Source organism: Thermoprotei archaeon (assembly GCA_038881895.1).
GTDB lineage: Archaea > Thermoproteota > Thermoprotei > Gearchaeales > WAQG01 > JAVZOV01.
Map to the genome: position 1 here is coordinate 283,050 of JAVZOV010000003.1, position 23,776 is coordinate 306,825.

At 42.0% G+C, this 23,776-nt stretch carries 22 protein-coding genes and 1 tRNA gene; 11 read left to right on the top strand and 12 right to left on the bottom strand.

All coding sequences use genetic code 11. The annotated features are described in order from the left end of the window. Window positions 1–148: 148 nt before the first annotated feature. Window positions 149–685: a class I SAM-dependent methyltransferase gene (locus tag QW128_06915; protein MEM3833302.1), complete on the bottom strand. Its 537-nt coding sequence runs from the start codon at window positions 683–685 to the stop codon at window positions 149–151. 358 nt (window positions 686–1,043) lie between these two features. On the opposite strand from QW128_06915, the gene thrS reads away from it, so the two are divergent. From thrS to QW128_06930, 3 genes are all read left to right on the top strand, one after another. Further along, window positions 1,044–2,732, top strand: coding sequence for a threonine--tRNA ligase (thrS, locus tag QW128_06920; protein MEM3833303.1), 1,689 nt, complete (start codon window positions 1,044–1,046; stop codon window positions 2,730–2,732). A gap of 76 nt (window positions 2,733–2,808) precedes the next feature. Beyond that, the gene (locus tag QW128_06925) at window positions 2,809–3,450 is read left to right on the top strand and encodes a phosphoribosyltransferase family protein (GenBank protein MEM3833304.1); all 642 of its coding nucleotides are present in this window, start codon (window positions 2,809–2,811) and stop codon (window positions 3,448–3,450) included. Beyond that, window positions 3,447–3,794 (top strand): hypothetical protein, encoded by a 348-nt coding sequence (locus tag QW128_06930; protein ID MEM3833305.1) that lies wholly within the window; start codon window positions 3,447–3,449, stop codon window positions 3,792–3,794. The genes QW128_06925 and QW128_06930 overlap by 4 nt, the downstream gene beginning before the upstream one ends. A 12-nt stretch (window positions 3,795–3,806) precedes the next feature. Here the strand turns inward: QW128_06930 and acnA are convergent, their stop codons facing one another. After that, a complete protein-coding gene (acnA, locus tag QW128_06935; protein ID MEM3833306.1) occupies window positions 3,807–6,530 on the bottom strand; it encodes an aconitate hydratase AcnA in 2,724 nt (907 codons plus the stop codon). 173 nt (window positions 6,531–6,703) lie between these two features. On the opposite strand from acnA, the gene QW128_06940 reads away from it, so the two are divergent. Both QW128_06940 and QW128_06945 read left to right on the top strand, forming a co-directional pair. After that, window positions 6,704–6,789: transfer RNA gene (locus QW128_06940), tRNA-Leu, on the top strand. Between the two features lie 360 nt (window positions 6,790–7,149). Beyond that, window positions 7,150–7,680, top strand: coding sequence for a hypothetical protein (locus QW128_06945; GenBank protein ID MEM3833307.1), 531 nt, complete (start codon window positions 7,150–7,152; stop codon window positions 7,678–7,680). Window positions 7,681–8,365: 685 nt separating this feature from the next. Here the strand turns inward: QW128_06945 and QW128_06950 are convergent. The 5 genes from QW128_06950 to QW128_06970 are packed head-to-tail and all read right to left on the bottom strand — an operon-like array spanning window position 8,366 to window position 14,655. Then, complete coding sequence (locus QW128_06950; protein ID MEM3833308.1) at window positions 8,366–8,782, bottom strand: molybdenum cofactor guanylyltransferase; 417 nt, start codon at window positions 8,780–8,782, stop codon at window positions 8,366–8,368. An 8-nt stretch (window positions 8,783–8,790) separates the two neighbouring features. Continuing rightward, window positions 8,791–9,096, bottom strand: coding sequence for a hypothetical protein (locus tag QW128_06955; protein ID MEM3833309.1), 306 nt, complete (start codon window positions 9,094–9,096; stop codon window positions 8,791–8,793). Further along, a complete protein-coding gene (locus QW128_06960; protein MEM3833310.1) occupies window positions 9,093–12,326 on the bottom strand; it encodes a molybdopterin-dependent oxidoreductase in 3,234 nt (1,077 codons plus the stop codon). The genes QW128_06955 and QW128_06960 overlap by 4 nt, the downstream gene beginning before the upstream one ends. After that, window positions 12,323–13,612, bottom strand: coding sequence for an NrfD/PsrC family molybdoenzyme membrane anchor subunit (gene nrfD, locus QW128_06965; protein MEM3833311.1), 1,290 nt, complete (start codon window positions 13,610–13,612; stop codon window positions 12,323–12,325). Before nrfD ends, QW128_06960 begins: the two co-directional genes overlap by 4 nt. Then, the gene (locus tag QW128_06970) at window positions 13,609–14,655 is read right to left on the bottom strand and encodes a 4Fe-4S dicluster domain-containing protein (GenBank protein ID MEM3833312.1); all 1,047 of its coding nucleotides are present in this window, start codon (window positions 14,653–14,655) and stop codon (window positions 13,609–13,611) included. The genes nrfD and QW128_06970 overlap by 4 nt, the downstream gene beginning before the upstream one ends. Before the next feature lie 223 nt (window positions 14,656–14,878). Between QW128_06970 and QW128_06975 the strand changes: the two genes are divergently transcribed. Further along, the gene (locus tag QW128_06975; GenBank protein ID MEM3833313.1) at window positions 14,879–15,526 is read left to right on the top strand and encodes a hypothetical protein; all 648 of its coding nucleotides are present in this window, start codon (window positions 14,879–14,881) and stop codon (window positions 15,524–15,526) included. A 212-nt stretch (window positions 15,527–15,738) separates the two neighbouring features. On the opposite strand, the gene QW128_06980 is transcribed toward QW128_06975, so the two are convergent. From QW128_06980 to QW128_07000, 5 genes are all read right to left on the bottom strand, one after another. Further along, window positions 15,739–15,951 carry a hypothetical protein gene (locus tag QW128_06980; protein MEM3833314.1) on the bottom strand — a complete coding sequence of 71 codons (213 nt, stop codon included), beginning with the start codon at window positions 15,949–15,951 and terminating at the stop codon, window positions 15,739–15,741. A 123-nt stretch (window positions 15,952–16,074) separates the two neighbouring features. Continuing rightward, the gene (locus QW128_06985) at window positions 16,075–16,770 is read right to left on the bottom strand and encodes a hypothetical protein (GenBank protein ID MEM3833315.1); all 696 of its coding nucleotides are present in this window, start codon (window positions 16,768–16,770) and stop codon (window positions 16,075–16,077) included. Window positions 16,771–16,927: 157 nt separating this feature from the next. Further along, window positions 16,928–18,187 carry a HEPN domain-containing protein gene (locus tag QW128_06990; protein MEM3833316.1) on the bottom strand — a complete coding sequence of 420 codons (1,260 nt, stop codon included), beginning with the start codon at window positions 18,185–18,187 and terminating at the stop codon, window positions 16,928–16,930. Window positions 18,188–18,202: 15 nt separating this feature from the next. After that, on the bottom strand, window positions 18,203–18,442 hold the full coding sequence (locus QW128_06995; GenBank protein MEM3833317.1) for a hypothetical protein: 240 nt from the start codon (window positions 18,440–18,442) through the stop codon (window positions 18,203–18,205). A 29-nt stretch (window positions 18,443–18,471) separates the two neighbouring features. Next, window positions 18,472–18,915 carry a hypothetical protein gene (locus tag QW128_07000; GenBank protein ID MEM3833318.1) on the bottom strand — a complete coding sequence of 148 codons (444 nt, stop codon included), beginning with the start codon at window positions 18,913–18,915 and terminating at the stop codon, window positions 18,472–18,474. Between the two features lie 51 nt (window positions 18,916–18,966). Here QW128_07000 and QW128_07005 point away from each other — a divergent pair, with 51 nt between their 5' ends. The 5 genes from QW128_07005 to QW128_07025 are packed head-to-tail and all read left to right on the top strand — an operon-like array spanning window position 18,967 to window position 23,775. Then, window positions 18,967–19,914 (top strand): hypothetical protein, encoded by a 948-nt coding sequence (locus QW128_07005; protein ID MEM3833319.1) that lies wholly within the window; start codon window positions 18,967–18,969, stop codon window positions 19,912–19,914. A 27-nt stretch (window positions 19,915–19,941) separates the two neighbouring features. Continuing rightward, window positions 19,942–20,229, top strand: coding sequence for a hypothetical protein (locus tag QW128_07010; GenBank protein ID MEM3833320.1), 288 nt, complete (start codon window positions 19,942–19,944; stop codon window positions 20,227–20,229). A 10-nt stretch (window positions 20,230–20,239) separates the two neighbouring features. Beyond that, a complete protein-coding gene (locus QW128_07015; GenBank protein MEM3833321.1) occupies window positions 20,240–21,763 on the top strand; it encodes an N-6 DNA methylase in 1,524 nt (507 codons plus the stop codon). Then, complete coding sequence (locus QW128_07020; protein ID MEM3833322.1) at window positions 21,764–23,014, top strand: restriction endonuclease subunit S; 1,251 nt, start codon at window positions 21,764–21,766, stop codon at window positions 23,012–23,014. It abuts the gene before it with no gap. After that, window positions 23,014–23,775: a hypothetical protein gene (locus QW128_07025; GenBank protein MEM3833323.1), complete on the top strand. Its 762-nt coding sequence runs from the start codon at window positions 23,014–23,016 to the stop codon at window positions 23,773–23,775. The genes QW128_07020 and QW128_07025 overlap by 1 nt, the downstream gene beginning before the upstream one ends. Window position 23,776 lies beyond the last annotated feature (1 nt).

The following is a 23,776-nucleotide window of genomic DNA, read 5'->3' on the forward strand; positions in this document are numbered from 1 at the left end:
TAACTTTCAGAATCTTTAAGTATGAATGCTTCTTCACTATGTACAAGTTTTTATCAAGTTATATATCTGAGGAGTTAGAATAATTAAGGCAATGGACCATACCATAATTGGGGCTACAGCATATCTTCTAAGTGAAGTTCAGGATTCACTACTTTATAGCTTTAATGCATATGAAGTTCTTACCATTGATATCTGTTGAGGGTTCTTCAACTCTAGGGGCTTCGTTTGGAGAAGTGCTTAGAGTACCTCCAAAATCTAGTATCTTGAAACCTGAGATTTCAAGCATCTCTATAACCTCATTAATAGTATAGAATTTAGCCCTAGAGTAAAATCTATGACCCTTTACTCCTAAATCAGAATAGTATTTTCCCCATGGAGAGTCACGTGGGATGATACATGTTACAATGTATCCTCCTCTCCTAAGAACTCTATAAGACTCTTTAAGAGCAGTGAGTGGATCATCAACGAAGCATAAGGTGACAACTATGAGTGTAGAACCGAAGGTAGAATCTCTTAAAGGCATGTGTTCTCCAACTCCTAAAATTAGGTTGTCTATTCCTCTATCTTTAGCTAATTTAAGCATATTAATAGAAGGATCTAAACCAGTATCAATGTTAGCTGCTAAGGCGAAGAATCCAGGGCCTACTCCTACCTCAATAGACGGTTTTGGAGCATCTTTCATCATTAACTTTACAAGTTTGGATTCAGACTCTGCTATTATAATATTTCTTTCATACCATTTATCATAATCTCTATAAAGTTCATCGAAGAGTTTAGCTGTTGACGTAAATTATCCCCTATATGTGTTAAGTGTGCTTTGTATTTATAGCTTTGTACTCACCACTTATACTATCGATTCTTATATGGTGGGTTGAACCTGTACTAAGAGAAAGTGTGATTGTGAACAAGAATCGGTGATTATTTAATAAAAATGTTTAAATATGAAGATGGTAGATTATGTTTAAATATTATTGTGTCATTGAGAGAGGTGAGGTGTTAGGTACGCTCCAAACATAAGGCCTGAGGTTCAGGCTATTGCCGCTGTGCTAGTTGAAAGAGCAGTCAGCAATTTTAGAAGAGTGGTACCTTTAGTGTGTGGGGTTCTCGATCAAGGTTTCTATTGTGATTTTATAGCTGAAGAATGGTTAAAGGAAGAGGATGCAATGCGTATTGAAAAATGGGTGAACGATAATGGATTTAGTGTCATAGTTAATACGTTAAAACCTGAAGAAGAGAATAATCTTAAAAGAAATCGCTCTAAGGTCTTTGAAATCTATGGAAATGTTAAGGTCAGCGCGCTTTCTGTTAATGGATATTCGAGTCTTTTAAAAGGTTCATGGAATTTTGGTTCTTTTCCACAGCAAGTTGTTGTAAAAATAACTAACATTTCAGCTCATAATCCAAGTCCGGATGTAAGATTATTGCGTGTCAGTGGAATAGCTTTTGGTTCTAAGGAAGAGTTAGATAACTATCTAAAATACAGTGAAGAGCTTGTTAAGCGTGATCATCGCGTTTTGGGCAGAAAGCTAGATCTCTATAGTTTCCATGAAGATGCTGGTGTTGGTCTTGTACTGTTCCATCCTAAAGGCACGATAATAAGGCAAGAACTGATTAACTTAATGCGGGAAGTTAATAGGAATCTTAATTACATGGAAGTGAGCACACCACACGTGTATAGAGTGGAATTATGGAAGATGAGCGGACATTATGAGTATTATAGAGATAGGATGATCATTTTCGATGTAAAAGATGAAAAGTACGGTGTTAAACCGATGAACTGCCCTGGGCACATTCTTATATACAAGAGTTCATTAAAGAGTTACAGAGATTTACCATTTAAACTCTCTGAATTTGGTACTGTTTACAGATGGGAGCAAGAAGGTGAGCTCTATGGACTTCTTAGATTGAGAGGATTCACCCAGGATGATGGACACGCATTTCTTAGAGAAGACCAAGTGAAAGATGAAGTGAAAAATATATTAAATGAGGTCACTCGAATCCTAAGCTTATTTGGGTTCAAAAAGGATGATGTAAAAATATCACTCAGCACAAGACCAGCACATAGCATCGGTACTGACGAACAGTGGAGAAAAGCAGAGAAAGCTCTTAAAGAAGCCCTTTACGAGATTAGGATGGATTATGAAGTAAAGGAAGGTGAGGGTGCGTTTTACGGTCCAAAGATTGATGTTGATTTTAGAGATAATTTAGGTAGATGGTGGCAATGTTCAACAATACAAGTGGACTTTGCGCTCCCAGAACGGTTTGACATATATTATATAGATCAGGATAACAAGCCTAAAAGACCGGTCATGGTTCACAGAGCCATCCTTGGCAGCATAGAAAGATTCATGGCAATAATTATAGAAAACTTCAGCGGACGATTACCAACATGGCTTTCACCAATCCAAGTCACAGTTATACCCATTACAAATGCACAAAACGAATACGCAATGAAAATTACACAACTACTTGAATCAAAGAATATCCGTGCTACAGTGGACCTCAGTCCAGACACATTAAACAAAAAGATTAAGAACGCTTACGATCAAAGTATACCATACATTATAATAGTTGGGAAAAAAGAAGCAGAAACTGGAAAAATATCTATAAGAGCCAGAGGAGGAAAAGAAGCAAAAGATATTGAACTAAACACCTTCATAGAATTACTCTCTAATGAAATTTCAACACGAAGCTTAACTCAATATACTATCGACTCCCTCATCAAAATTTAAGAATTTAAATAAAATTTACACATTCCTGTATACTCATCTTTTTAAATAATACAAAATATGATATTAAGGGATATGCATGCAACTTCCACGTGTAATATTATACCAAGGTCAGAAAGAATACGTTACGCGCGTAGGATCACTTGAACGTAAATTACCGATAGTTCAAGTTTCAGAAGGATTATGGATAGCATCAATAGGTGAAATAGTGTTAGGAGATATCAACTTTGTAGAAGAGGCAGGAAAACTTTTAGCCAAAAAAATAAAAGAACAATGCAACCCTGAAATCTTAATAGCGCCAGAAGCAAAAGCATTCCCCTTAGCACACGTAATAGCAAGAGAATTAGGACATAAATTCTTCGCAGCAGCAAGAAAAGGTGTAAAAGGTTACATGAGCGGCTACATTTCCATAGAAGTACAATCCATAACAACAGCAGAAAAACAACAACTTGTACTAGATGATATCGACGTCCTCAGAATAAAAGGAAAAAAAGTATGCCTACTCGATGACATAGTTTCAACGGGAGGAACAATGAAAGCGTTACAAGCAATCACAGAAAAGGCCGGCGGCATTCCAGTATGTAGAGCAGCAATCTGGCTTGAAGGACCATGGTGGAGTGAAAAAGAACTCATATACCTAACAGAACTACCAGTATTCATGAACAGCGAACTCTACGAAAAATCACTCAAAAACCTTGCAAGCGTACAATTTGAAATATGACAAAAAAGAAAACACAAAACATAGGCAAAAAAGAAAGAATCATACAAGGCACATACGGAAGTGCAATATTACTCTTCTCACTATACATCTACTACTTTTTCTATCTAAAACTACCAACAACACTCATGCTAGTATTTATAGCATTCCTCATGTTCTCTGGATACTTAGGATTATTACAATCCTTTAAAGGATTCTACATTGAATACAGCCTCAAAAATACTCACAAAGAGAGTATGGGAACGTTAGACCCAACAATAAAAGAAACCTACAAACAAATCACAATAGAAATTATCATATTTAGTTTAGCACTAACAATTATTACATTAGCCTTTCTAAAAATTTAATAATTGAGGGAATTATTTTTTCAAAGTTTCATCAATTATTTTTCTCAGAACGTACTGCATTATTCCTCCATGCTTATAATACTCAACCTCTATTTCAGTATCTAATCTTGCGATCACATTAAACCTCACTATCTTACCATCATTCCTTTTAGCAGTTACCGTTAACTCTTTCCTCGGCACTAATCCCTCTGAGATCCCCTCTATGTCATATACTTCAAAACCTGTGAGTCCTAATGATTTCCAACTTTGACCATCTTTAAACTGCAGAGGAAGGACCCCCATCCCTATCAAATTACTCCTGTGTATTCTTTCAAAACTCTCTGCTATTACCGCTTTTACACCAAGCAAGTATGTTCCTTTTGCAGCCCAATCCCTTGAACTCCCTGCACCATACTGTTTACCAGCAAGTATTATGAGCGGTGTGTTTTCCCTAGCATAACGCATCGCAGTATCATAAATTGTCATCCTCTCTCCGGAAGGTATGTGTATCGTCCACCCTCCTTCAACTCCCGGAACTAATAAATTCTTTAAACGAATATTCGCGAAAGTACCCCTTATCATAACCTCGTGATTACCCCTTCTAGCACCATAAGTATTGAAATCCATCGGATTCACACCCCTCTCTATTAAATAACGACCAGCTGGACCATCCTTTGAAATAGACCCTGCAGGTGAGATATGATCAGTAGTTATACGATCACCTAGTAATGCGAGCACGCGAGCTCCTTTTATATCCTTTAATTTAGGTGGCTCCAATGGCATATCTTTAAAGAACGGTGGCTCTTGAATATACGTTGAGTTTGCATCCCATGAATATAGATCACCCTCAGGTACTGGCAAATTCTCCCATCTTTCTTCACCTTTAAACAAATCAGCATACTTTTCTTTAAACATCTCCGGTCTTACTGACCTCTCTATCGTTTCTCTAATCTCCTTTTGCGATGGCCATATATCCTTTAAATATACAGGGTTACCATTTGGATCATAACCTATAGGCTCTTTTGTAAAATCTATGCTTATCCTTCCAGCAAGAGCATAAGCCACAACTAACATCGGAGATGCCAAATAAGCTGCCCTAACCAACGGATGAATCCTCCCCTCAAAATTCCTGTTACCACTCAATACTGCAACAGTGAAAAGATCATTATCAACTATAGCCTTAGCAATCGAATTAGGTAACGGTCCACTATTACCAATACACGTCGTGCATCCATATCCTACAACATGAAAACCGAGCGCTTCAAGATACGGCAACAATCCAGAGGATTTAAGATACTCAGTAACAACCCTCGATCCAGGTGCAAAACTTGTTTTAACGTACGGCTTCACACGCAACCCTCTCTCAACAGCCTTTTTAGCTAAAAGACCAGCCCCTATTAACACTGAGGGGTTTGAAGTATTAGTGCAGCTCGTTATAGACGCTATAACTATAGACCCATTGGATATTGTTGCCTCATAATCTCCAACTTGAACCTTAACAGGCGATAAAACATTAATTACATCACCCCCACCGTCAGTACTTGACAACTTTTTAGTCTTAAGGTATTCCATCAATACTTCTAGAAATGCCTCCTTTGCTTTATAAAGCGATATTCTATCTTCTGGGTTTTTCGGACCCGCTATCGATGGTTCAACAGTACTCATATCAAACTCTATCACTTCACTGTAAATAGGATCAGGCATGTCATCACTCCTAAACATACCCTGCATCTTAGTATACCACTCAACAAGCTTAATCAACTCATAATCACGACCAGTAACCCTCAAGTACTCCAACGTCACATCATCAACAGGGAAAAATCCAACAGTAGCACCATACTCAGGAGACATATTAGCAATCGTTGCCCTATCAGGAGCACTCAGCTTACTCACGCCAGGACCATAAAACTCAACAAACTTTCCAACAACACCCTTCTTCCTTAATAACTCAGTTATAGTAAGAACCAAATCCGTAGTCGTTGCCCCCTCAGGTAATTCACCAACCAACTTCACACCAACAACTTCAGGCACCAACATATAGTATGGTTGACCAAGCATAACAGCCTCAGCCTCTATACCACCAACACCCCAGCCCAAAACACCAATACCAGCAATCATAGTAGTATGAGAATCCGTACCCAACACAGAATCAGGAAAGACTGCAAGATCACCATTATGATCATGCAACTGTACAACCTTAGCAAGATACTCCAAATTCACCTGATGTATTATACCACGACCCGGTGGAACAACCCTGAAATTATTGAACGACTTCTGAGCCCACCTAAGAAACACATACCGCTCATAATTACGCTCAAACTCCTTCTCCAAATTCAAAGCAAAAGCATAATTAGTCCCATAATAATCAACCTGAATAGAATGATCAATGATCAAATCCGCAGGCACTATTGGATTAACCTTACGCGGATCACCACCAAATTTCTTCATAGCAGACCGCATAGCAGCCAAATCAGCAACAGCTGGAACACCAGTAAAATCCTGCAATATCACCCTAGCAGGAAAGAATGGTATCTCCTTAGACCCCACAGTACTAGGCCACCTAGCAAGAACTACAGCGTCCTCCTCAGTCACAACCTTATTATCGATATTCCTGAGAACACTCTCTAAGAGAATTTTAATTGTAAACGGAAGCCTTGAAACACCCTTAACACCAACCTCCTCAAACCTATCTAACCTGTAAACCGCAACCTTCCTCCCATCAAAATTAAGAAACTCCTTAACACCAAACACATCCATATTTATACACACCAATATTTATATAGAAAACATACTTAAAAACATTAACCTCACTTATAATTTATTAACACACTAGTACAAATCAAGAAATAACAAAAAGATAGTAAACACCACTCTTAAGCAGAAGTGCAGAGGAAAAAATAAAAGATAGACAAACCCTTTAATACTTAGTTGCGGGGGTGGCCGAGCCAGGTCAAAGGCGACGGACTCAAGATCCGTTCCCTTGAGGGGTTCGTGGGTTCAAATCCCACCCCCCGCACTATATCTAAAGACTAAAAATAGCCAGAATTGAGCTCTTTTTTGGCTAAAAGTCGCTAAAATATTTGCTCGGTTTTTGCGTAGTAAATCTATTTCACTTCTAGGTTTGAACCGTTGTGGGATTCATGGATTTTCGTCCCTTCCCCCTCAATTTCATAGAGGGCTTTCTGGGTCAACGGAAAATCCCCTCATCCTGAGCATGTTTAGACGTGCCCATTCGGTGCCAATTTACCACCACATATCGGGCACGTTCATACATTCTTTAATACACTAAACATCTATAAAAATCTATCTATTTGGGAGCCGCTGTCCAACCCTCATATAGCCAAGGTCATTTAACGATGTTATTAAGGAGGCGGGCTTGAATAAGAAAGCTATTGAAGGTATGTTATACAGGCTTTGGAGAGAAGGAGCGATTCTAAGAACAGATAAGCCATTCATGGAAGCACAGAGAATTTTCAAGGGAAGAGGTGGAATAACTCATAACCTGAGAAAATATCACCTCTACATTCTTAAGCCTGAGGATAAGGATTCAATTGAGTTTCAGGGAATGCGTTTTGGTGAACTACCACCAGCTTTCGCAGGTGGCTTCCTGCTTCCACGGACAGACTCGATCTCCACTCACCCACAGCGGAGGTCTCGGCAGGTGAGACCGTTTCGGGAATCCCGTGTGGAAGGTGGGTTACGGAGGTCTTGCCCTCAGCAGGCGTCTCTTTCGGCCTGTCCCATGCCTACTAGGTCTGCCAGCCAAGCAGACAATGATAAACACAACGAGAAAAAATATAAGCTTATCGGCCTTCATCCCCACACTTACAGATGGGGACTCCCCGCCGTCAAAGTTAAATACAATAAAGAAATTAGAAGCCTTCAAAAGAGAGCAAGACAAAGATAATTTACGAATTTCTTGAAAGGAATAAGAATAGTGCTTTCTTTTCTAAGGAAATAGCTGAGGCTCTTAAGGAAAAGGGAATCAATCTTCCAGATGTGATGACAAATATGAGAAGGCTTGAGAGAAAGGGTTTGGTTTATGTTCGAGGCTATAGAACAGGTTATGGAGAAACTCCTTTCAAAGAGAGTTTTTAATAACTTAGCTCGATTCATCAAAGCAAAGAGAGAAAGCGATAGAAGAGGCTATTCAAAGAACTGAGATTGCTCTAGTTGAAAAATCTAACTCAAGCCCGATAATGCAGAGAATACACATAATAAGAGATCAACTAATTGAGGCATCAAAACTTAATGATTTAATAAGCTTTGAATTCTTACAGAACAAGCTTGATTGCTCCGAGTATGAGCTTGAAACAGCTTTAAAAAGAGCGATGCAACTTTATCCAGAAATTAAAGAAGTTAAACTCTTCAATAGGTTCAACTTTTACTACCACGCTTCAATAAGCGAGGAAGATTTCAAGAAAGCGCTTGAAAGAAAGGAGAATTATATTCGAACAGTAAGCGGGAGGAGTAATAGGATTGGTCACAATTGGGAGGCATGTGTTGAGTGGTTCATAGATAAGTTTACAACAGGCGCACAATTCATGACTCAAGACCATAGAAACAAGATTATGGACAAGAGAAGAATAACCTTACAGTTGATCATAGCATTGATGCATCCTGTCTTCTTCATCCCAGATCGAAACTGCTGCAGAGTGATGCCGCGCCTCGCCGAAGAGGAACTCGACGACCCTACAATTTATCAGAGGAGAATCGCACGGGATGATTGGCGCGTAATCTTGGCTTATCTGATTGAATCCGCTCAGCATTCCTCCAAGCGGATTGGCAAACTGATGCTCATCATTGACGAACTTAACACTTCTATCAGTCAGCATCGACTCAAACTTGCTCCTGCTCTTGCTCCCTATGACCACCACCAACTCCTCCGAGACCTTCAACATTTCTCTCACGATCAGGGAGATGAATGGTCTTCCCCGGTATTCTAGGAATGCCTTGTTTTTTCCCATTCGTTGACTCTTTCCGCCTGCGAGAATTATGACAGGTGCCATGGGAGAGATTATCGCTTCCTTCCACGTGCTCTCAAATGTCTTCCGTTGACTGTAACGGATTCAACGCCACAGCCAAAGTTCAACCTCACCTCAAAATCAGCCCAGGAGCTCTTCTTCTCATGCGAGCACCACGTCTTGAGAAATCCTGCAAACATCTGCCCTCCCTTGCTATCGCTCGAAACTTTGTTTAATCTGATTCCTGTTATCCTCTGATAAGGAGGTAAGAATAGCCCGAGCGTCTTGGACAGGCGCCTTGCCTCCTCTTGAAGTGCACGATGCTGCAACTCGTGAAGCTCGTTCTTGTTTTCGGTCATTCACGCGCTCGCACTTTTACGACATTCACTTTTGTATCGAAGAAGCTGGCGCTTCCGCCGATGGGATCGGTCAAGCACGCGCCTGTCATCACTTTGTCCAGGAGGAGGACTGGATTCCCTATCAAGCCTGCTCTGCGTCGTTCGTCGCCGGGGATAGTGATTCCGTCGACAGTTGCGTCAGCTGCACCGTAGTTCCAGTGCCCATAGGAAAGAGAGACGGCGATGGTTCCGGGGCGTATGCCCTGTATTATTTTGAGCTTACCCTCGACGAAGCGCTTCCCCAGCTCGCCTAGGTCGAAGCTCCCAGTCGGGTTGGATGCCGAAACCAGCCGAACTATGTCCCCATCTTTTAGTCCCAACCTCCTCGCATCTAACGCATTCATGAGAACGAAGTTGGACGGCAGAATCAACAGTTGAGACCAGTAGTTTGACACGGTGCGTTTAGCGCCAAATATCTCCTTGAACGTGGATAACCAGAAGGCGTAGCCATCGTTGGGCAGCGGACTCCCATCGCTGAATGACGGTGGCCTATAACGGGGGACGCCAGAAAAGTGCTTGCCGGTAATGCTGTCGATGCCAGCTGCGATAGGTTCGACATAGATGTTCCACAGTTTGCCAAAGGGATGGCTGAGGTATGACCCGCTGTACGCTTTCTCTGACGACTCGAACCTCCCGCCTCGGTTCAACACGTAAATGACGCGAGCCCAGTTCTCGGTCCCAACGCTGGCCTTCCATTTCTCAGGGTTGAAGACGGCTGAAGGTAGATAACGTCGCGCTTGCAAGAAGAGCGAAATCTCGTCAGGGTCTGCTTCGGGCACGGAGTCGCCTGGTGCATCCCCGCTAGCTATGTTCGCCACCGCCTTCAAGTAGAAATCCTCCGGCCTGTTGAATGGTAGTCCAGGAGCGAAGCCATCTGGGCCGTAACCCGGTGCTTTGAGTTCCTTAGCAATCGCTATCATTACCGCCTCCATGCTGATTGGCATCTCCTCCCCATCGACTGTCACGATTTCTGGTACAGGGATGGCAGCAGGCTGCCTCACCAACGATGTCTTTGTGACCACGCTCGGAGGGGCTCCCATGAATGCCCAACGTTCGAGGTAGCTCAGGTCAGGAAAGATGTAGTCTGCATACATAGACGTATCCCCAATAACTATGTCATCAGCAATGAGAAGCGGTATCGCGTTCGTGTCTCTTAGTATCGCAATCTGCTCTGTACCGGCCGGGGCAAGCTGGACGGGGTTCCCCATATGCAGCCAAAGTATCTTGATAGGATATGGATAGCCAGCTTTGGCTGCAGGAAGGACCTCTTGGTAAATGTTGCCCGTAAACGGATACCAAGGCCGTTTGGCGGGATAGCCTTCGAAGAGTGTTGACCTTTCATAGAACGATCCTTCACGCGTGAGCTTTACCCCGAATGGAGTCAACTTGCCTGTGTGAAGCTTCGCGAGATTGAAGGGTTGCCCCGCCTTTGTGCCCATCGCGTCCCACGCGCCTCCTCCGACTGACAGACCTCCCTTCCAGTCCGGGTTTCCGACCAGCAGGTTCAAGATGATTAAGGCTTGTGCTGTATAGTATCCGTTCCAGTGCTGAACTGCTCCACGGTAAAAGTCGATGGCCGCCCTTGGACCGTGGCTCGTGAACTCAGCTGCGAGTTCGACTATCGCTTTTGGATCCAGACCAGCCTTCTCGGCCCAGCCCTCGATTGTGTCCTCTGCAGCGGCCTCCCTCACAAGCTGCAGTGCACTCTTGACGTGTATCCCCGAGATTGTCGTGTCAACGAACAGATCTCCTATCACTATATTGTCTGAATCGTATGGGTCGAATGCGATAGCACGACCATTAGAGATAACCACAAAGTAATCCTGCGCGTTCTTTCCTTCGGGAACCTTCAGACCAATATCCCCCGCCCTCAGGAACTGCCCTGGCGTCCCGTCCTCCCCTATCTTCACCAGCCAAGTCGCATTCGTCCAGCTCTTCTGGCCAGTAGCAAGAGCCGCTGCCTTGTTCGCGTTCTGCAGAAAACCACGATTGTAACGGTTGTTCTCGATAATCCACTGGATCATGGCCATGGCGAGGGGAAGGTCGCCCCCTGGAACCACTGGAAGCCATCGCCACGCCTTCGCCGCCGTCTTGCTGAACCTCGGATCTATTACTGCGAACTTGAAGTTCTTGGCCTCTGACGTCAAAGAGGAGGTAATCTGTTCGGAGATGGGCGTTGGTCCGAAGTTCGCTTCGAAGGCGCCGGTCCCCCAGAAGATGACGAACTCCGACTCTAGGTAGTTCGGCTTGGCGTGGTTTGGGCCAGGTGTCCATTTACCGCTCGTGTACTGAGCGGTCGACCATTGGTAGGCAACGTGGTGACTTAGTTCGCAAATCGAGGTGTGGTTGAACCAGTTCACTGAGCCTAAAGCTCCATATGTGAACCTCTGTGCAAAGGAGTCCCGACCTCCCTCAATCCTGCCTGCTAAGAAGACGAACTGGTTATTCTTCGGCCCGAGGTCTGGGTGATCTGGGTCTATCAGAACATCCAGGTACGAAGAATACTTGCTCTTGAACTCGGCTACGCTCATCTTGCCCTGCTGAATCAAGGCAACATCGCTTGCCATGGCAGCAGAAAGCTTCGCATCCTTCAGCACAAAGACGTCTTTGAACCCCGGTACATATCGGTCTTCGCCTATGCTCTCGAACAGCTTTCCCCCGTTGACTATCTCTTTGATCGCTTGGTCGAAAGAGATCGTCTGCCACTTGTTCGAGCCACGGGGACCGGCACGCTTGAGGACTTTGACGATTCTATAGGGGTCGGCGTAGGATTGAATCCCGGACTGCCCCTTTGGGCAGAGCTTCCCGTCCACTGGGGCAGCGAGCCGCGGGCTAACATCATAGTCAAGCCATGGAAGCATTGTGAGCGGGCTGTAGGGACTGCCGTCAATCTTTGATATCTTCCCATCCGATCGATGTTTCACCTTAATCGCGCACTGGGTATTGCATTGCAGACAGGCGCTGTAAATTGTGTTCTCTGGGAGGTTAGGGCTGTATTGAGGGGGCGCCTGAGGGCTCTCGCCACCAACCTGCAGCACTCGCAGGCCATCCAACGCAACCAGTGCTAGGACACCTGCGCCTCCCAGGAAAGCAGCTGATTTCAGGAACCCTCGGCGCGTTGAAGCGAGTTCGTTTCTCTTCATCCGCTGCGGCTCATTCTCTTTTGGCCAATTCTCTCCATTTCCATTCATTTTTTAAGCACCTCTTCAAGAGGGATGATCTTCACCAGCAGAACATAGAGGAGGATCAACAGGGATATGCTCGAAACCTCAACGAGTATCTCCCATAACGAAGGGAAGTACGGCAGGCCCGCACCAAGATTGGGCCACAACTCCCCGCTGACTCCCGGTATCGAAGTCCAAGGTGACGACTTTATATCCCAGTCCAAGGGCATGTTCGGCAATGGAAGCTCATTAAGTGCAGGCAGGACTATGTTGAACTTGATACCGATGATCCCAAGCACTATCATGAGCCCCGCGATACAGGCCATGATAGGTGCTTTGCTCGGCGGCCTATAGAGGAGCAATGCTGCAGGTATCAAGAACCCGATGAGGAGCTCGTCAATCCAGAATACCCACCAATAGGGGCCAAGAACCAGCAGAGAAGCGATGAGAGTATTCTCTTGGGGAGCGGTTGGCCAGAAGGAGGTAACGAGTTCCCAGAACACGAAGAACCATTCGATGAAGAGCAAGAGAAGGACCACGTCCCTCAGTTTGTCCGTGGCAACTGAATCAACCTTTATCCCCAAGGCCCTGTTCGTGATAATGTAAGTCGCCAGTAGGAAGGCAGCCCCGCTTAGCATAGCCGAGAGCACGAAGTGGATTGGAGTATATCCCCCAAACCACATCGCACGCCACCCAAGGACGCCGAAGATAGCACCCGTCCCTCCGTTTGCCGCGACCGGAATCCCAACGATTGCCAGAATTCGCACAACCTTCCTGTCTCTCAGCTGACTCCCGTCGCTCAAATCTGATGAGCCCAGAGATATAATGCTGTAGAGGGTTTTCCTTATACCCACAGTGGTTGACTTCAGCCTTACCAGGTCGGTGCGACAGGCAAAGTAAAGCTCTGATAACAGAATCAAGACGTAGACCACGTACATCCAAGCTTCTATCGCCATCCACGAGGAGAAGTTGGGGCTGGTATACAGGTAGATGAAGCGGTCCATCCTCCCCAGGTCTGGGAGGACGCTGAGGAAAGCGCCTAGGAGGGAGAGAATAGCAACTATTAACGCGTACCTGCCCACCTTCTCCAGGTCTTTGAAGTTGAAGCCGTACACCAAGGAAGAAACGAGGAAAGCACCGGCGCTGAGACCCGCGAAAAATATATAGAAAGCTATCCAGAGGCCCCAAGCAGTAAAGGAGGGGGAGAGGGCCGTTACCTTGAGCCCTTCAACCGCCCTGACATACCACCCATAGCTGGTGCTTGCAGTGAGGATGGCGAGGAGGATTACCAAGAAAAGATATTTCCTGGTCACTTCAGCGACACCCCCAGCGGGACCTTAAGCTCGCGCTGAAGTAACACCTTCACAAAGTCATCTAAGGCAGCGTCTATGTCCTTAACATCAATGTCGGTTCCCCCACTGCCGGGGCCCACGATGTAGTATACCGAAGGCTCGGTGCCCAGTTCCTCCTTCAACCTGATGGCCCTGTTCTCTTTGAGCAGCTCGCTCACTAGGCTCTTAGGATTCTTGATGTCCCCGAAGTAGTTCGCGACGCCCATACACGTCGTAACACACTGTGGAAGCATGCCGTTGTCTATCCTCTGTGTGCAGAAATGGCACTTCCTCGTCACGCCCACCAAATCGGCTCTCCGCCAACGGCCATACCATGGAGTCGACACGTATTCCATGCTCGGTAAGTCATCCACTAGACTCTTGGCTTCCTTGTTCATCAGGGGAGCGTTGGTCGCGGGTCCAGCGGGCGTGGAATCCCAGTCAAATCCGAAGTCTGTAGCCCTAGCTCCATACGGGCAGGCGGCGACGCAGTACCTGCAACCGATGCACTTGCTGTAATCAATGACGACGACGCCGTCTTCTCTCTTCCACGTGGCCTTGACTGGGCAGACGGGCACGCATGGAGGGTTGTCGCAGTGAAAACAAGGGCGTGGCAGGAACGCACGCGAAACATTGGGATACTCACCAGTTTCCCACTCAAGGACCGGCCTGTATGTGACCCCCGGAGGGGACCTGTTCTCAGCTATGCACGCGACGGTGCAGGCATGACACGCCACACACTTCCTGAGGTCGATGACCATGACCCATCTCCTTTCCGTGATTGGCTTTTGCAGGGATTCCTGAAGCTCTCTCTGCATCCTCAAAAGCACACCTTCATTTTCCTTCTGCGCGGGCAGGCTAGGCAGGTAGCGAGACTCGTTGAGCGGCTCGGTTTTGGCCTCGGCGAGGACCTTCGTAAGAGGCATGAGAACGGTAGCGCCGACCGCACAAGTAATCGCCGCCGTTCTCAGGAACTCCCGCCGCGATCGATCCCTTGGATTAACGGTCGTGCCTACGGAGCTCATGAGCTCTACCTCCTTTCACAGCGAACGTAAGGTGAACCAAAACGAAAATTGAAATGGGAGCTCTGGGAAGTCATAAATTCTCATCCCGTATATACATGAAACAAAAAAGTATATAAATCTATTGGTAAAGTCAATAGATGTATTAATAGATGTATTACGTAAATGAATAAAGGAGCTTACTGGAATCAAGACTTCTACATATCCAGTTAATTATCCTAATGAGATGAGAGATCCTGTTGTTGAAACTATAATATGCTCGCCTTATGCAATTATACTGGCTAAGCGACATGCTATCCTTAAAACCTCGCAAGAACAACGAGAGAAGATAGACTGGCATTCATACATAAAGGAGATTTCGATTGTTTCATCGAATGTTTCAGACTGGGAATCTTTTACAACAGAAGTGCAAAGTATTAAGCAAAATGAGGGTGCTTTACTTCTTAATGAAGTTTATACCATCTATGAGAATTCATCAGTTATTTACCATCCAGATGTGTATGTTAGAAGAGCTTGGTATGATATATTAATGGATTTCATTTGTACTGGTCTGATAGTGGAAGGTGAAATGAGGCTAGTGTTTAATCCTCTTTTACAATTAAAGACTGTACCAATGGTAGATTTTTCGATAATAGCAGATTTATGGATGCACCACTGGTGCAGAGCATATTTAAAGGACTGCATTCTATATGGAAAAGACCCAGAAAATCTGCTTAACTTTATAAATTTACCTACTCAGGACACGAAAGAATTAAAAGAGTTATCCATCAAAATCTCTGAGACAGAAGTGGAACCAGAACTTGAGGAAATGTTCAAAGGGACTTGCAAGGATATTCTGATAAGAAGACGTTCAAAATCCTCGATAAAACGGTAGTATCTTGCGAAGATCTTCATCTCTTTTCCATGTTCTTTTAATTTCTTCTTCTAGACACATCTTTATAGTATTTAAGGAAATCTCATCGGGTCTCATCCTATATGAGAATAGAAAGTTTTCAACTAACGCGAGGCTTTTTCCATAATTTTTGAGTGAAGGGATACGTCTGAAGTTTAGTGGCGAAAATATTCGTTTTACAAGGCCCTTCTCTCTTATTCTTCTCTATCTTCCCGCTTTAAACCGAGTTCCAGTAGTTCATTTTCTGTCAATTCTACAACATGATGTATTCTTATCTTTTCTGAAGAAAGCTTGCGTATATCTTCGAGAGAACACGAGAAAGAGATTCCTGCAAGACCGTATAATTCCAGACCTGTGTTGACAACAGTGGCATAATATGGTTTCTTTTCATGTTTTGAATGATCCAAATATAATGAAATACTATCACACTTTTTTAGTTATCGTTTATCACAATGATAAATAAATAATTAAACCGTTAATTATTTATCCTTTATACTCATTTTTTCTAAAGGTCTGTCTGTAAAATTTAGTTAAAGCTCTTCATTCCAATTCTCCCTAACTTTTTCAACGCTTGTATGGATTCTAGGCTTAGAAGGATCTTTACTCTGATACTCGCACAAGAAAATCTCTGGATATCTAAATCCGTAAAACTCAAGAACTTGGTAAAGAAACTTATATCCTCCTCCGCAATCCTCTTTTCCTAAAGCTTCACACTCATAACAAGCATCTAAACCACGAAACTGACTTAGCCAGCAAGACTCATCTAAAGAACTTTGTGGCAGAACATAAGCTTCTATAGTTTTCAAATTAGAATCAAGCCTTTTATAAACAGTTCCTTCATTATTTTCAGAACCAGAAATTCTCTTAGGCTTAACAGTACCCTCATCAATCCTTCCAGCTATTTCTCCTTTCTTAATTCCTCTCTCCCAGACTTTAATTGCTCTCTTAACCTTTGCTTCAAATTCTCTATCCTTTCTAGCAACTTCATCTTTATCGAGCAATCGCATTTTATTATCGTAAAGGTTTCCTTCAGAATCCTCAATCCAAATCTTATTCAATCTTCTGCTATGCCTGCAATGAAAGTTATTATCCGAGCCATAGATTTCAGAAATTTCTTTTAAAGCATGGTTGATGTAAGATGAATCTGTTTGGCTATAGCCTCCATAACCCAAAACTTTTCCTTCGTACAAATCAACCTTAAGAATAGGAGTATTGTAATGATTCATGGTAAAAACTGAATCTTCAACTTTGCATTCTAAACCTAATTTGCTTAAACGATAATTTCTTTTGCCTTTAATAGCTTTGCTAATAACTTCATAAGCCATAAAAAGAGATGTTATTAGGGAGAGTGAGTTTTATTGAGAGAAAATTGCCGATAATTTCTTACTCTAACAAAGATATTCTAATATTTTCTATGATTTTTTCATAAGTTAAGCTGGGTAGCAAGTTTATGAATTTTGATATACATGCTCTGAAGATGTCTTCGATTTTATCTATAAATTCTTGTTCTACTTTGTAGTATCCGCTATGTACGATTGACCCTCTTATTTCACGTAGTTTTCTAATATCCTTATTTAGCCTTTCTCTCTCTTCTTTGTTAGAGCCTATAAAATGAGGTACATATAAGTCTAATCTATCTGATGTGCCGAATAATACTTCAAGCGCTATTGCAAGATCCAATAACTTATCTAAAGCTTCAACCTCTCTGTAAGACTTATTGAACCATCTTATTGCAAACTTCATAGGATTTGGAAACTGATTTTTCACTTTTAAGAATTGTTGTACGAATAAACTCAGAGGTGTAATATCCTCCTCAGTCAGAATATAATTTGTAAATATGTGAAATCTATCTATATATCCTCCAAGTGATGCTCCCCAAGACGTCCTCCAAATTTTTGGATAATGTAATATATAGCCATGTTTAACACTTCCACGTTTAAAAAGTCTCAACATCGTTACAAAATCTTCTATATAAGGCTCAGGAGGCGATAGAGAACGTTTTGGAACGTTAACAGTTATCTCAACACAATACCTTATCTCTATATCTCCAAATTCTGGCCTAAATTCCCATCCTAAAGGATAACCGTAGTTAATAAGTTCTTTAAGTTCCCATTCATTAAGCTCACGTACCTTATACTCACCAATTGAAGCCTCATTCACACCCTGTAACTCAAAGTTTTCCAAAGGTGAGACAATAACAAGTTCTCTACCCTTAGAATAAACATGCTTTACCATTTCATCATATAATTTCTTAAATTTTTCTTCATTGAAGTCGAACCCATAAGATTCAAGATATCTATTTACTAGAGTGCCAAGTATTTCAGTCATTAAAAATGGTTTATAATCTGGATTCTCAACAGGTTTACCGCTACTATCTACGATCGTCATTTCAAGGTGTTCAGGAAAATTCCTCTCTAACATTAAGTTGAGACATTTCTTTACAGATTCCAAATTCATACATTCTTCAAAAAATTCAATTACACGTGGATAAATTGTTTTAATTTTAATATCAAGACGCCACCTATAACCAACGATTTGAGGAGCTAAGTAGTAGACGTTCTTAACCTCACCCCTTTCTCTAAGGAGCTGTATTATTGATTTTACGGCGTCTCCGAATACCAATATATCTGAACTTTCGTTCAATGCATACCACCAACCTTAAATCTTTGAAAGTATACTTGAATATTTCTCCGCCCTCATCATTTTTCCCTCAGGCTGAATAAGCCAAGTCATCCAGCAAATCTCTATGGGCTTATATCCACAAGCTAAAGCAACTTCTTCAACTTTCTTAATAAACTCTATATCATCATTTACAGGCTCTAATCCTGCTTTAACTAAAATCTCATTAATCACTCTCTTAACTATCTTGTCAGGCATCGCAGTATCAATACCGCCCATCATTCTTAGATATTGAAAAGTGATTAAGCCTACTCCTTTAATTCTTCCAATAGGGTCTTCTCTCCAATTCTCAGCTTCGCATTACTCGCCCAAGTCCTCAACGCCAACTTATCATCATCGCTGAGAGTTGATAGATAAGATGCTATGTTCTTGGCAATAATCCAAGACCTCTTATTTCTCCACACACTTCTTAATTCGTCGATATTTGCTTCAGCAAGATCTTTAAGACTCTTGATTTTTCCACTCTCAACAAACTTCTTATTGAATTCCTCAACCTTTGGAACCACTGCTGTGAAGTAGTTTAATCCTATTGAGGTGAAGGCTGCATCAACAACCATTAGAACAACGCTTCCTCCCCACCTCTCAGTTCTAAGGCACCTTTCGCAATACTCTTTCAATCCAGAAACCTTCTGCATGTAGCTATCAACAATTCTTTTGAGCGAAGGCGCTCCATCTCCCTTATTAATCCTCAATCACCTACCCAGTTAAAGATTTAAAAATGATAATCGTTATTATTAGTTTAGGTGACTGAAATGAAGGTGTTTCTTGCGCCTGGTTTGTTTAAGAACATTAAAAGAAGTATTGCAGATGGCGTGAATATTGATGAATTAGACATTAGAGACCCTTTGCTTAAGGAGAAGATCCTCAAATTTTATGGTGCTAACCCCATTAAGCTGTGGGCATTGAAGGAATCGCTTCGCGCTCGCTGGACTTCTATTGATGAAGGGGATTACGTATTACTTTATCATGCTGGAAAGTTCATCTACGCTGGCAGAGTATCTTTCAAGTATCCTTTTGCTAAAGAATCTGAACAAGTGGAAGTTGGCAGTCACTTGGCGGAAAGCGTTTGGGGAAGGGATGTTGACGGCAAAACTTGGCCCTACCTCTTTTTCCTGGAGGATGTAAGAGAGGTAGACCTCCCTCTCTCTGAACTCAACGAGTTAACAGGATATAATTTGAAGGCTGTAGCAGGATTTATGAAGATACGTGATGAAAAAAGTCAGAAAGTTATAGAGTATTTGCAACAAATTTACCTTAAACCCCCTGTTAAACCTCCATCTAAGCCGTTAGAGCTACCTCAACACGACGAAATAGTTGACGCCATCTACGCGTTAGGAGAACTCATAGGGTATAAGCCTAAGAAGAAGTGGAGGCATGAGGGATATGAGTTCGATGTTGTATGGCATAAACCTCCCAGAATAGGTCCGAAGTGCGTGTTTGAAGTCCAGGTAAAAGGAAGCTTAGAGGCAGCTCTACTGAGGCTTAAGCACGCTTACGATTTATGGGAATCTCAAATATTTCTAGTTTCAACAGAAGACCAGCTTAAAGAGGCTCAGTCAAAATTCTTGGGTGAGCTTCACGAGCTTAAGGACAAAGTAACTCTGTTGGACGTTAAAAACGTCAAAGAGTTTTGCGATTTTAAGGGAAGATTCGAGTGGCTTGAAAGGAAGTTTGGATTAAAACCAACATAGATTATCTGAACTCAAAATTAGATTCATATGTTGCCTCATCAAAAGTTAATCTATCCATGTCCATTCCGCGATAAGGAAACACTTGAGGTGATTTATAGACCGAGCTACAAGGCTGCTAAGAGAAGTCGGAGCGCTGCTGGAAGCAAGACAACTTGGAGGAGAGTGGAGGAAGGAATTATCCTACTATCGGAGAAATGCTCGAATTGTAGAAAGACTGCAAGGGAGATCGAAAGGAAATGGAAAGGAGATATTGTAAACATAATTGTTAGCGATACTGTTAAAACTTATAAGCCTACAAATTTAAGGGAAATGTGAGGGTAATTTAATGGTTCAGATGAAATTATTTAATAAAGTAGTTACACGCGAAGAATTGAATGCTCTAGTCGATAAGGCAGCAGATATAATAAGAACGGCAACCGATTATAAGTTCATCCTGGTTTTACTTTTTTTGAAGAGAATAAGTGATACCTGGAGGGAGGAGTTCGAAGAGAAGAAGCAAGAATTGATGAATTACTTAGATGAGAAATCTGCTGAAAAAGAGGCCGAGAATGAGGTGTATCATACTTTTAATTTGAGGAGGGAACTATTGTGGGATGAAATAACTAAGGATATTAAAAAGTTGCCTGAAAATCTCTCAAATGCTCTAATTAAGATAGCCGAATTGAACCCGGAGCTCAAAGGGGTTATAGATAAGTTTAGCTTTCTGGGTTTCACCACGCAAGAGCATAGGGTAAAATTGATGCAGTTGATCGAACTTTTCAACCAGTATAACTTCAGCAATAAGTATGTTTCAAGCGATATTGTAGGAGATGCCTATGAGCACATCCTTTACAGATTCGCTCCCACACAAGCGAAAGAGGGAGAAGTCTACACCCCGAGGGAAGTCATTCAACTCTTGGTTGAAATTTTAGATCCGAAGCCTGGGGAAAGCGTTTATGATCCCGCCTGTGGTTCGGGTGGGATGCTAATAGTTTCCCATAAATACGTGAGGGAAAAATACGGGAAAGAGGAGAAGCTCCTACTTTACGGTCAAGAGTACAACTCAGACATTTACGGGCTTTGCAGGCTGAACCTTATAGCTCACGGAATCACAGATGCTTTCATTGAGTTCGGAGATAGCTTATTATATCCCAGGTTTACTGAAGGAGGAAGACTAAAACAATTCGATGTCGTTATTGCTAATGTTCCATGGAATCAAGATGGGTATGGAGAGGAGACGCTAAAGAAAGCTGATTTCAAAGAAAGATATTTTGACTACCCCCCAAACAACACAGCCGATTGGGCATGGGTTCAGCACATGTTAGCTTCAGCTAAGGAAAACGGAAGGATTGGGCTTGTAGTAGATAATGGATGTTTATTCAGAGGTGGAGCTGAAAAAACGATTAGAAGCAAGGTCGTAGAGAAAGATTGGATTGAATGCGTTATTCTTACACCAGAAAAGTTATTCTATAACACTGGAGCTCCTGGAGCCATTATAATCTTCAATAAAAACAAGCCTTACGAAAGGAGAGACAAGATACTCTTCGTAAATGCCTCAAACGAATACATACCTCATCCTTCGGTCAGAAGGTTAAATTCACTTTCAAAAGAAAACATAGAGAAAATAGTGGAAGCTTATAGAAGGCTCACTAGCATACCTGGCTTCTCAAGGGTTGTTGATAAGAGCGAGATCGTAGGCAATGATTACAACCTCAATGTTACGCTCTACGTCATGCCCGTTGAGGAGGCTGAAAAGATGGATATATCTAAGGAGTTTTCAGAACTGAAAGAATTGGAAAGGGAAAGGGAGGAGGTTGGAAAGAAGCTAGAACAATACATTTCTGAAATAATAAAAGTGGTGAGTGGTTAAATGATGTTTTACAAAGAGACTGATTTTAAAGAAACTCCAATTGGAAAAATTCCGAAAAATTGGAAAATAGCACGAGCTATAGATGTTGCTAGATACATAAATGGTTATGCATTTAGCCCAAAAGATTGGAAGACTCGAGGAGTTCCGATAATAAGGATACAAAACCTCAATGATCCGAATACAGAGTTCAACTATTTTGATGGTGAGATAGGTGAGATATATAAAGTGGAAAATGGTGATCTTTTATTCTCATGGTCTGCAAGTATTGGAGTATACGTTTGGAATCGCGGCAAAGCAGTTTTAAATCAACATATCTTTAAAGTCATTCCAGGACCACTAGTTGATAAACTCTTTTTATACTATACTTTATTTCTTGCAATTGAGCAACTCAAAAGAAGAGTTCATGGCTCAACAATGAAACACTTTAGAAGAGGTGAATTAAGAGCTACCTTCATCCCTCTTCCATCTCTCCCAGAGCAGCAAAAAATTGCAGAAATTCTCTCAACCGTTGATGAAGCTATTCAAAAAACTAACGAAATCATAGCTAAGACTGAGCGCTTGAAGAAGGGCTTGATGCAGGAGCTTTTAACAAAGGGGATAGGGCATAAGGAGTTTAAGGATACTGAGATTGGAAAGATTCCAAGAGAGTGGGAAGTTGTTAGAATATGCAAGCTTTTCGATTTATATAAGGGAACAACACCTTCCACGAAGATTAAAGAGTATTGGGATGGTATAATTCCATTTGTAACGCCTACTGATGTAACCAAAGTTAGTGATTCAAATGAGATACATCTTAAGGCTACTGAAAACTTCATCACAGAGAAGGGTTTAAAATCAAAAGGACTTAAACTGGTTCCCGAGAACTCGTTGCTTTTCACTTCGAGAGCTACCATTGGATATTTAGCAATAAATAAGGTTAAGGTAGCGATAAACCAAGGAATAATTTCGCTGATACCTAAAAAAGATACAAACGCTGATACTACTTTCTTCTATTATTTTCTTCAGAAACTAAGAAATTATTTCGAAAATTTGGCAGGGGGAAGCACATACAAAGAGATATCCATGTCAACTTTTAGTAACATAAATGTTCCACTACCCTCTTATCAAGAACAAGAGAAAATCGCTAAGATCCTTTCTACAGTTGATAAAAAACTTGGACTTGAAAGAAATGAAAAAGCAAAGTTGGAAAGAATCAAGCGAGGATTGATGGATTTGCTTCTTACTGGAAAAATTAGGGTTAAGGTGAGTTGATGCCTCTCATAATGTTTCCTAACATAGATTTTGATACGAGTATTGGTTATTACATTAGTTTACATGAATTACGTGAAATTTTCCCTCATCTTGAAAAAGATAAAGAAGTAGAACTATATTTTATAGAACTTAGAAATGAACAGGGCAAACTTGTAAAGAGATTTAAACTATTTAGGAAACTTCTCGCGAAAACAGGTGAACATTACCAAGGCTATTATGGTTGGGTGAAACATTTATGCTTACCTCAAAACATAGTATCCTCGCTTAATATAGGAAGGAACTATAAGATGGTGATAATTCTTATTAGGTATGATAATGAACCACTTTTACCCTTCGAAGTTAAGGCAATAGGTTATGAAGCTCAAAAAGTCGTGGAAACTCTTTCAAATATTGATATGGATCTGCTTTTACTACATTTAGAGCAACCAATTCTCAATAAGGTATGTAGCTATTTATGGGATTCATGGTTTAGACTTGAAGAGAACGATATCGAAGGGTCTAGAACCGCCATAAGAAATTCGCTTGAAGTGTTAGAGAAGGAATTTCTACCAAACATACTTGCAGGTGAAGAATCGAGCAAGTTTCCTGATAAGTTAAAGAGATTAATAATTAGTCTTAGGGATTTCTTACACTACGGGGGCCCTCATCCAGGTCCAGCACCACGAACTACTACAGAGATGATTCTATCTTTAACAATTAACCTTGTCAAATACCTAACGAAAAGCATCGAAAATAAAGTCATTATCTTTCAGGAAGGTTAAC

Bases quoted from the DNA above. Each gene is read 5' to 3' on its own strand.
- QW128_06915 (MEM3833302.1), bottom strand. From the start codon at position 685: ATGATGAAAGATGCTCCAAAACCGTCTATTGAGGTAGGAGTAGGCCCT.
- QW128_06925 (MEM3833304.1), top strand. From the start codon at position 2,809: ATGCAACTTCCACGTGTAATATTATACCAAGGTCAGAAAGAATACGTT.
- QW128_06930 (MEM3833305.1), top strand. From the start codon at position 3,447: ATGACAAAAAAGAAAACACAAAACATAGGCAAAAAAGAAAGAATCATA.
- acnA (MEM3833306.1), bottom strand. From the start codon at position 6,530: ATGGATGTGTTTGGTGTTAAGGAGTTTCTTAATTTTGATGGGAGGAAG.
- QW128_06950 (MEM3833308.1), bottom strand. From the start codon at position 8,782: ATGGCACCTGTCATAATTCTCGCAGGCGGAAAGAGTCAACGAATGGGA.
- QW128_06955 (MEM3833309.1), bottom strand. From the start codon at position 9,096: ATGACCGAAAACAAGAACGAGCTTCACGAGTTGCAGCATCGTGCACTT.
- QW128_06960 (MEM3833310.1), bottom strand. From the start codon at position 12,326: ATGAATGGAAATGGAGAGAATTGGCCAAAAGAGAATGAGCCGCAGCGG.
- QW128_06970 (MEM3833312.1), bottom strand. From the start codon at position 14,655: ATGAGCTCCGTAGGCACGACCGTTAATCCAAGGGATCGATCGCGGCGG.
- QW128_06975 (MEM3833313.1), top strand. From the start codon at position 14,879: ATGAGAGATCCTGTTGTTGAAACTATAATATGCTCGCCTTATGCAATT.
- QW128_06985 (MEM3833315.1), bottom strand. From the start codon at position 16,770: ATGAATCATTACAATACTCCTATTCTTAAGGTTGATTTGTACGAAGGA.
- QW128_06995 (MEM3833317.1), bottom strand. From the start codon at position 18,442: ATGGGCGGTATTGATACTGCGATGCCTGACAAGATAGTTAAGAGAGTG.
- QW128_07010 (MEM3833320.1), top strand. From the start codon at position 19,942: ATGTTGCCTCATCAAAAGTTAATCTATCCATGTCCATTCCGCGATAAG.
- QW128_07015 (MEM3833321.1), top strand. From the start codon at position 20,240: ATGGTTCAGATGAAATTATTTAATAAAGTAGTTACACGCGAAGAATTG.
- QW128_07020 (MEM3833322.1), top strand. From the start codon at position 21,764: ATGATGTTTTACAAAGAGACTGATTTTAAAGAAACTCCAATTGGAAAA.
- QW128_07025 (MEM3833323.1), top strand. From the start codon at position 23,014: ATGCCTCTCATAATGTTTCCTAACATAGATTTTGATACGAGTATTGGT.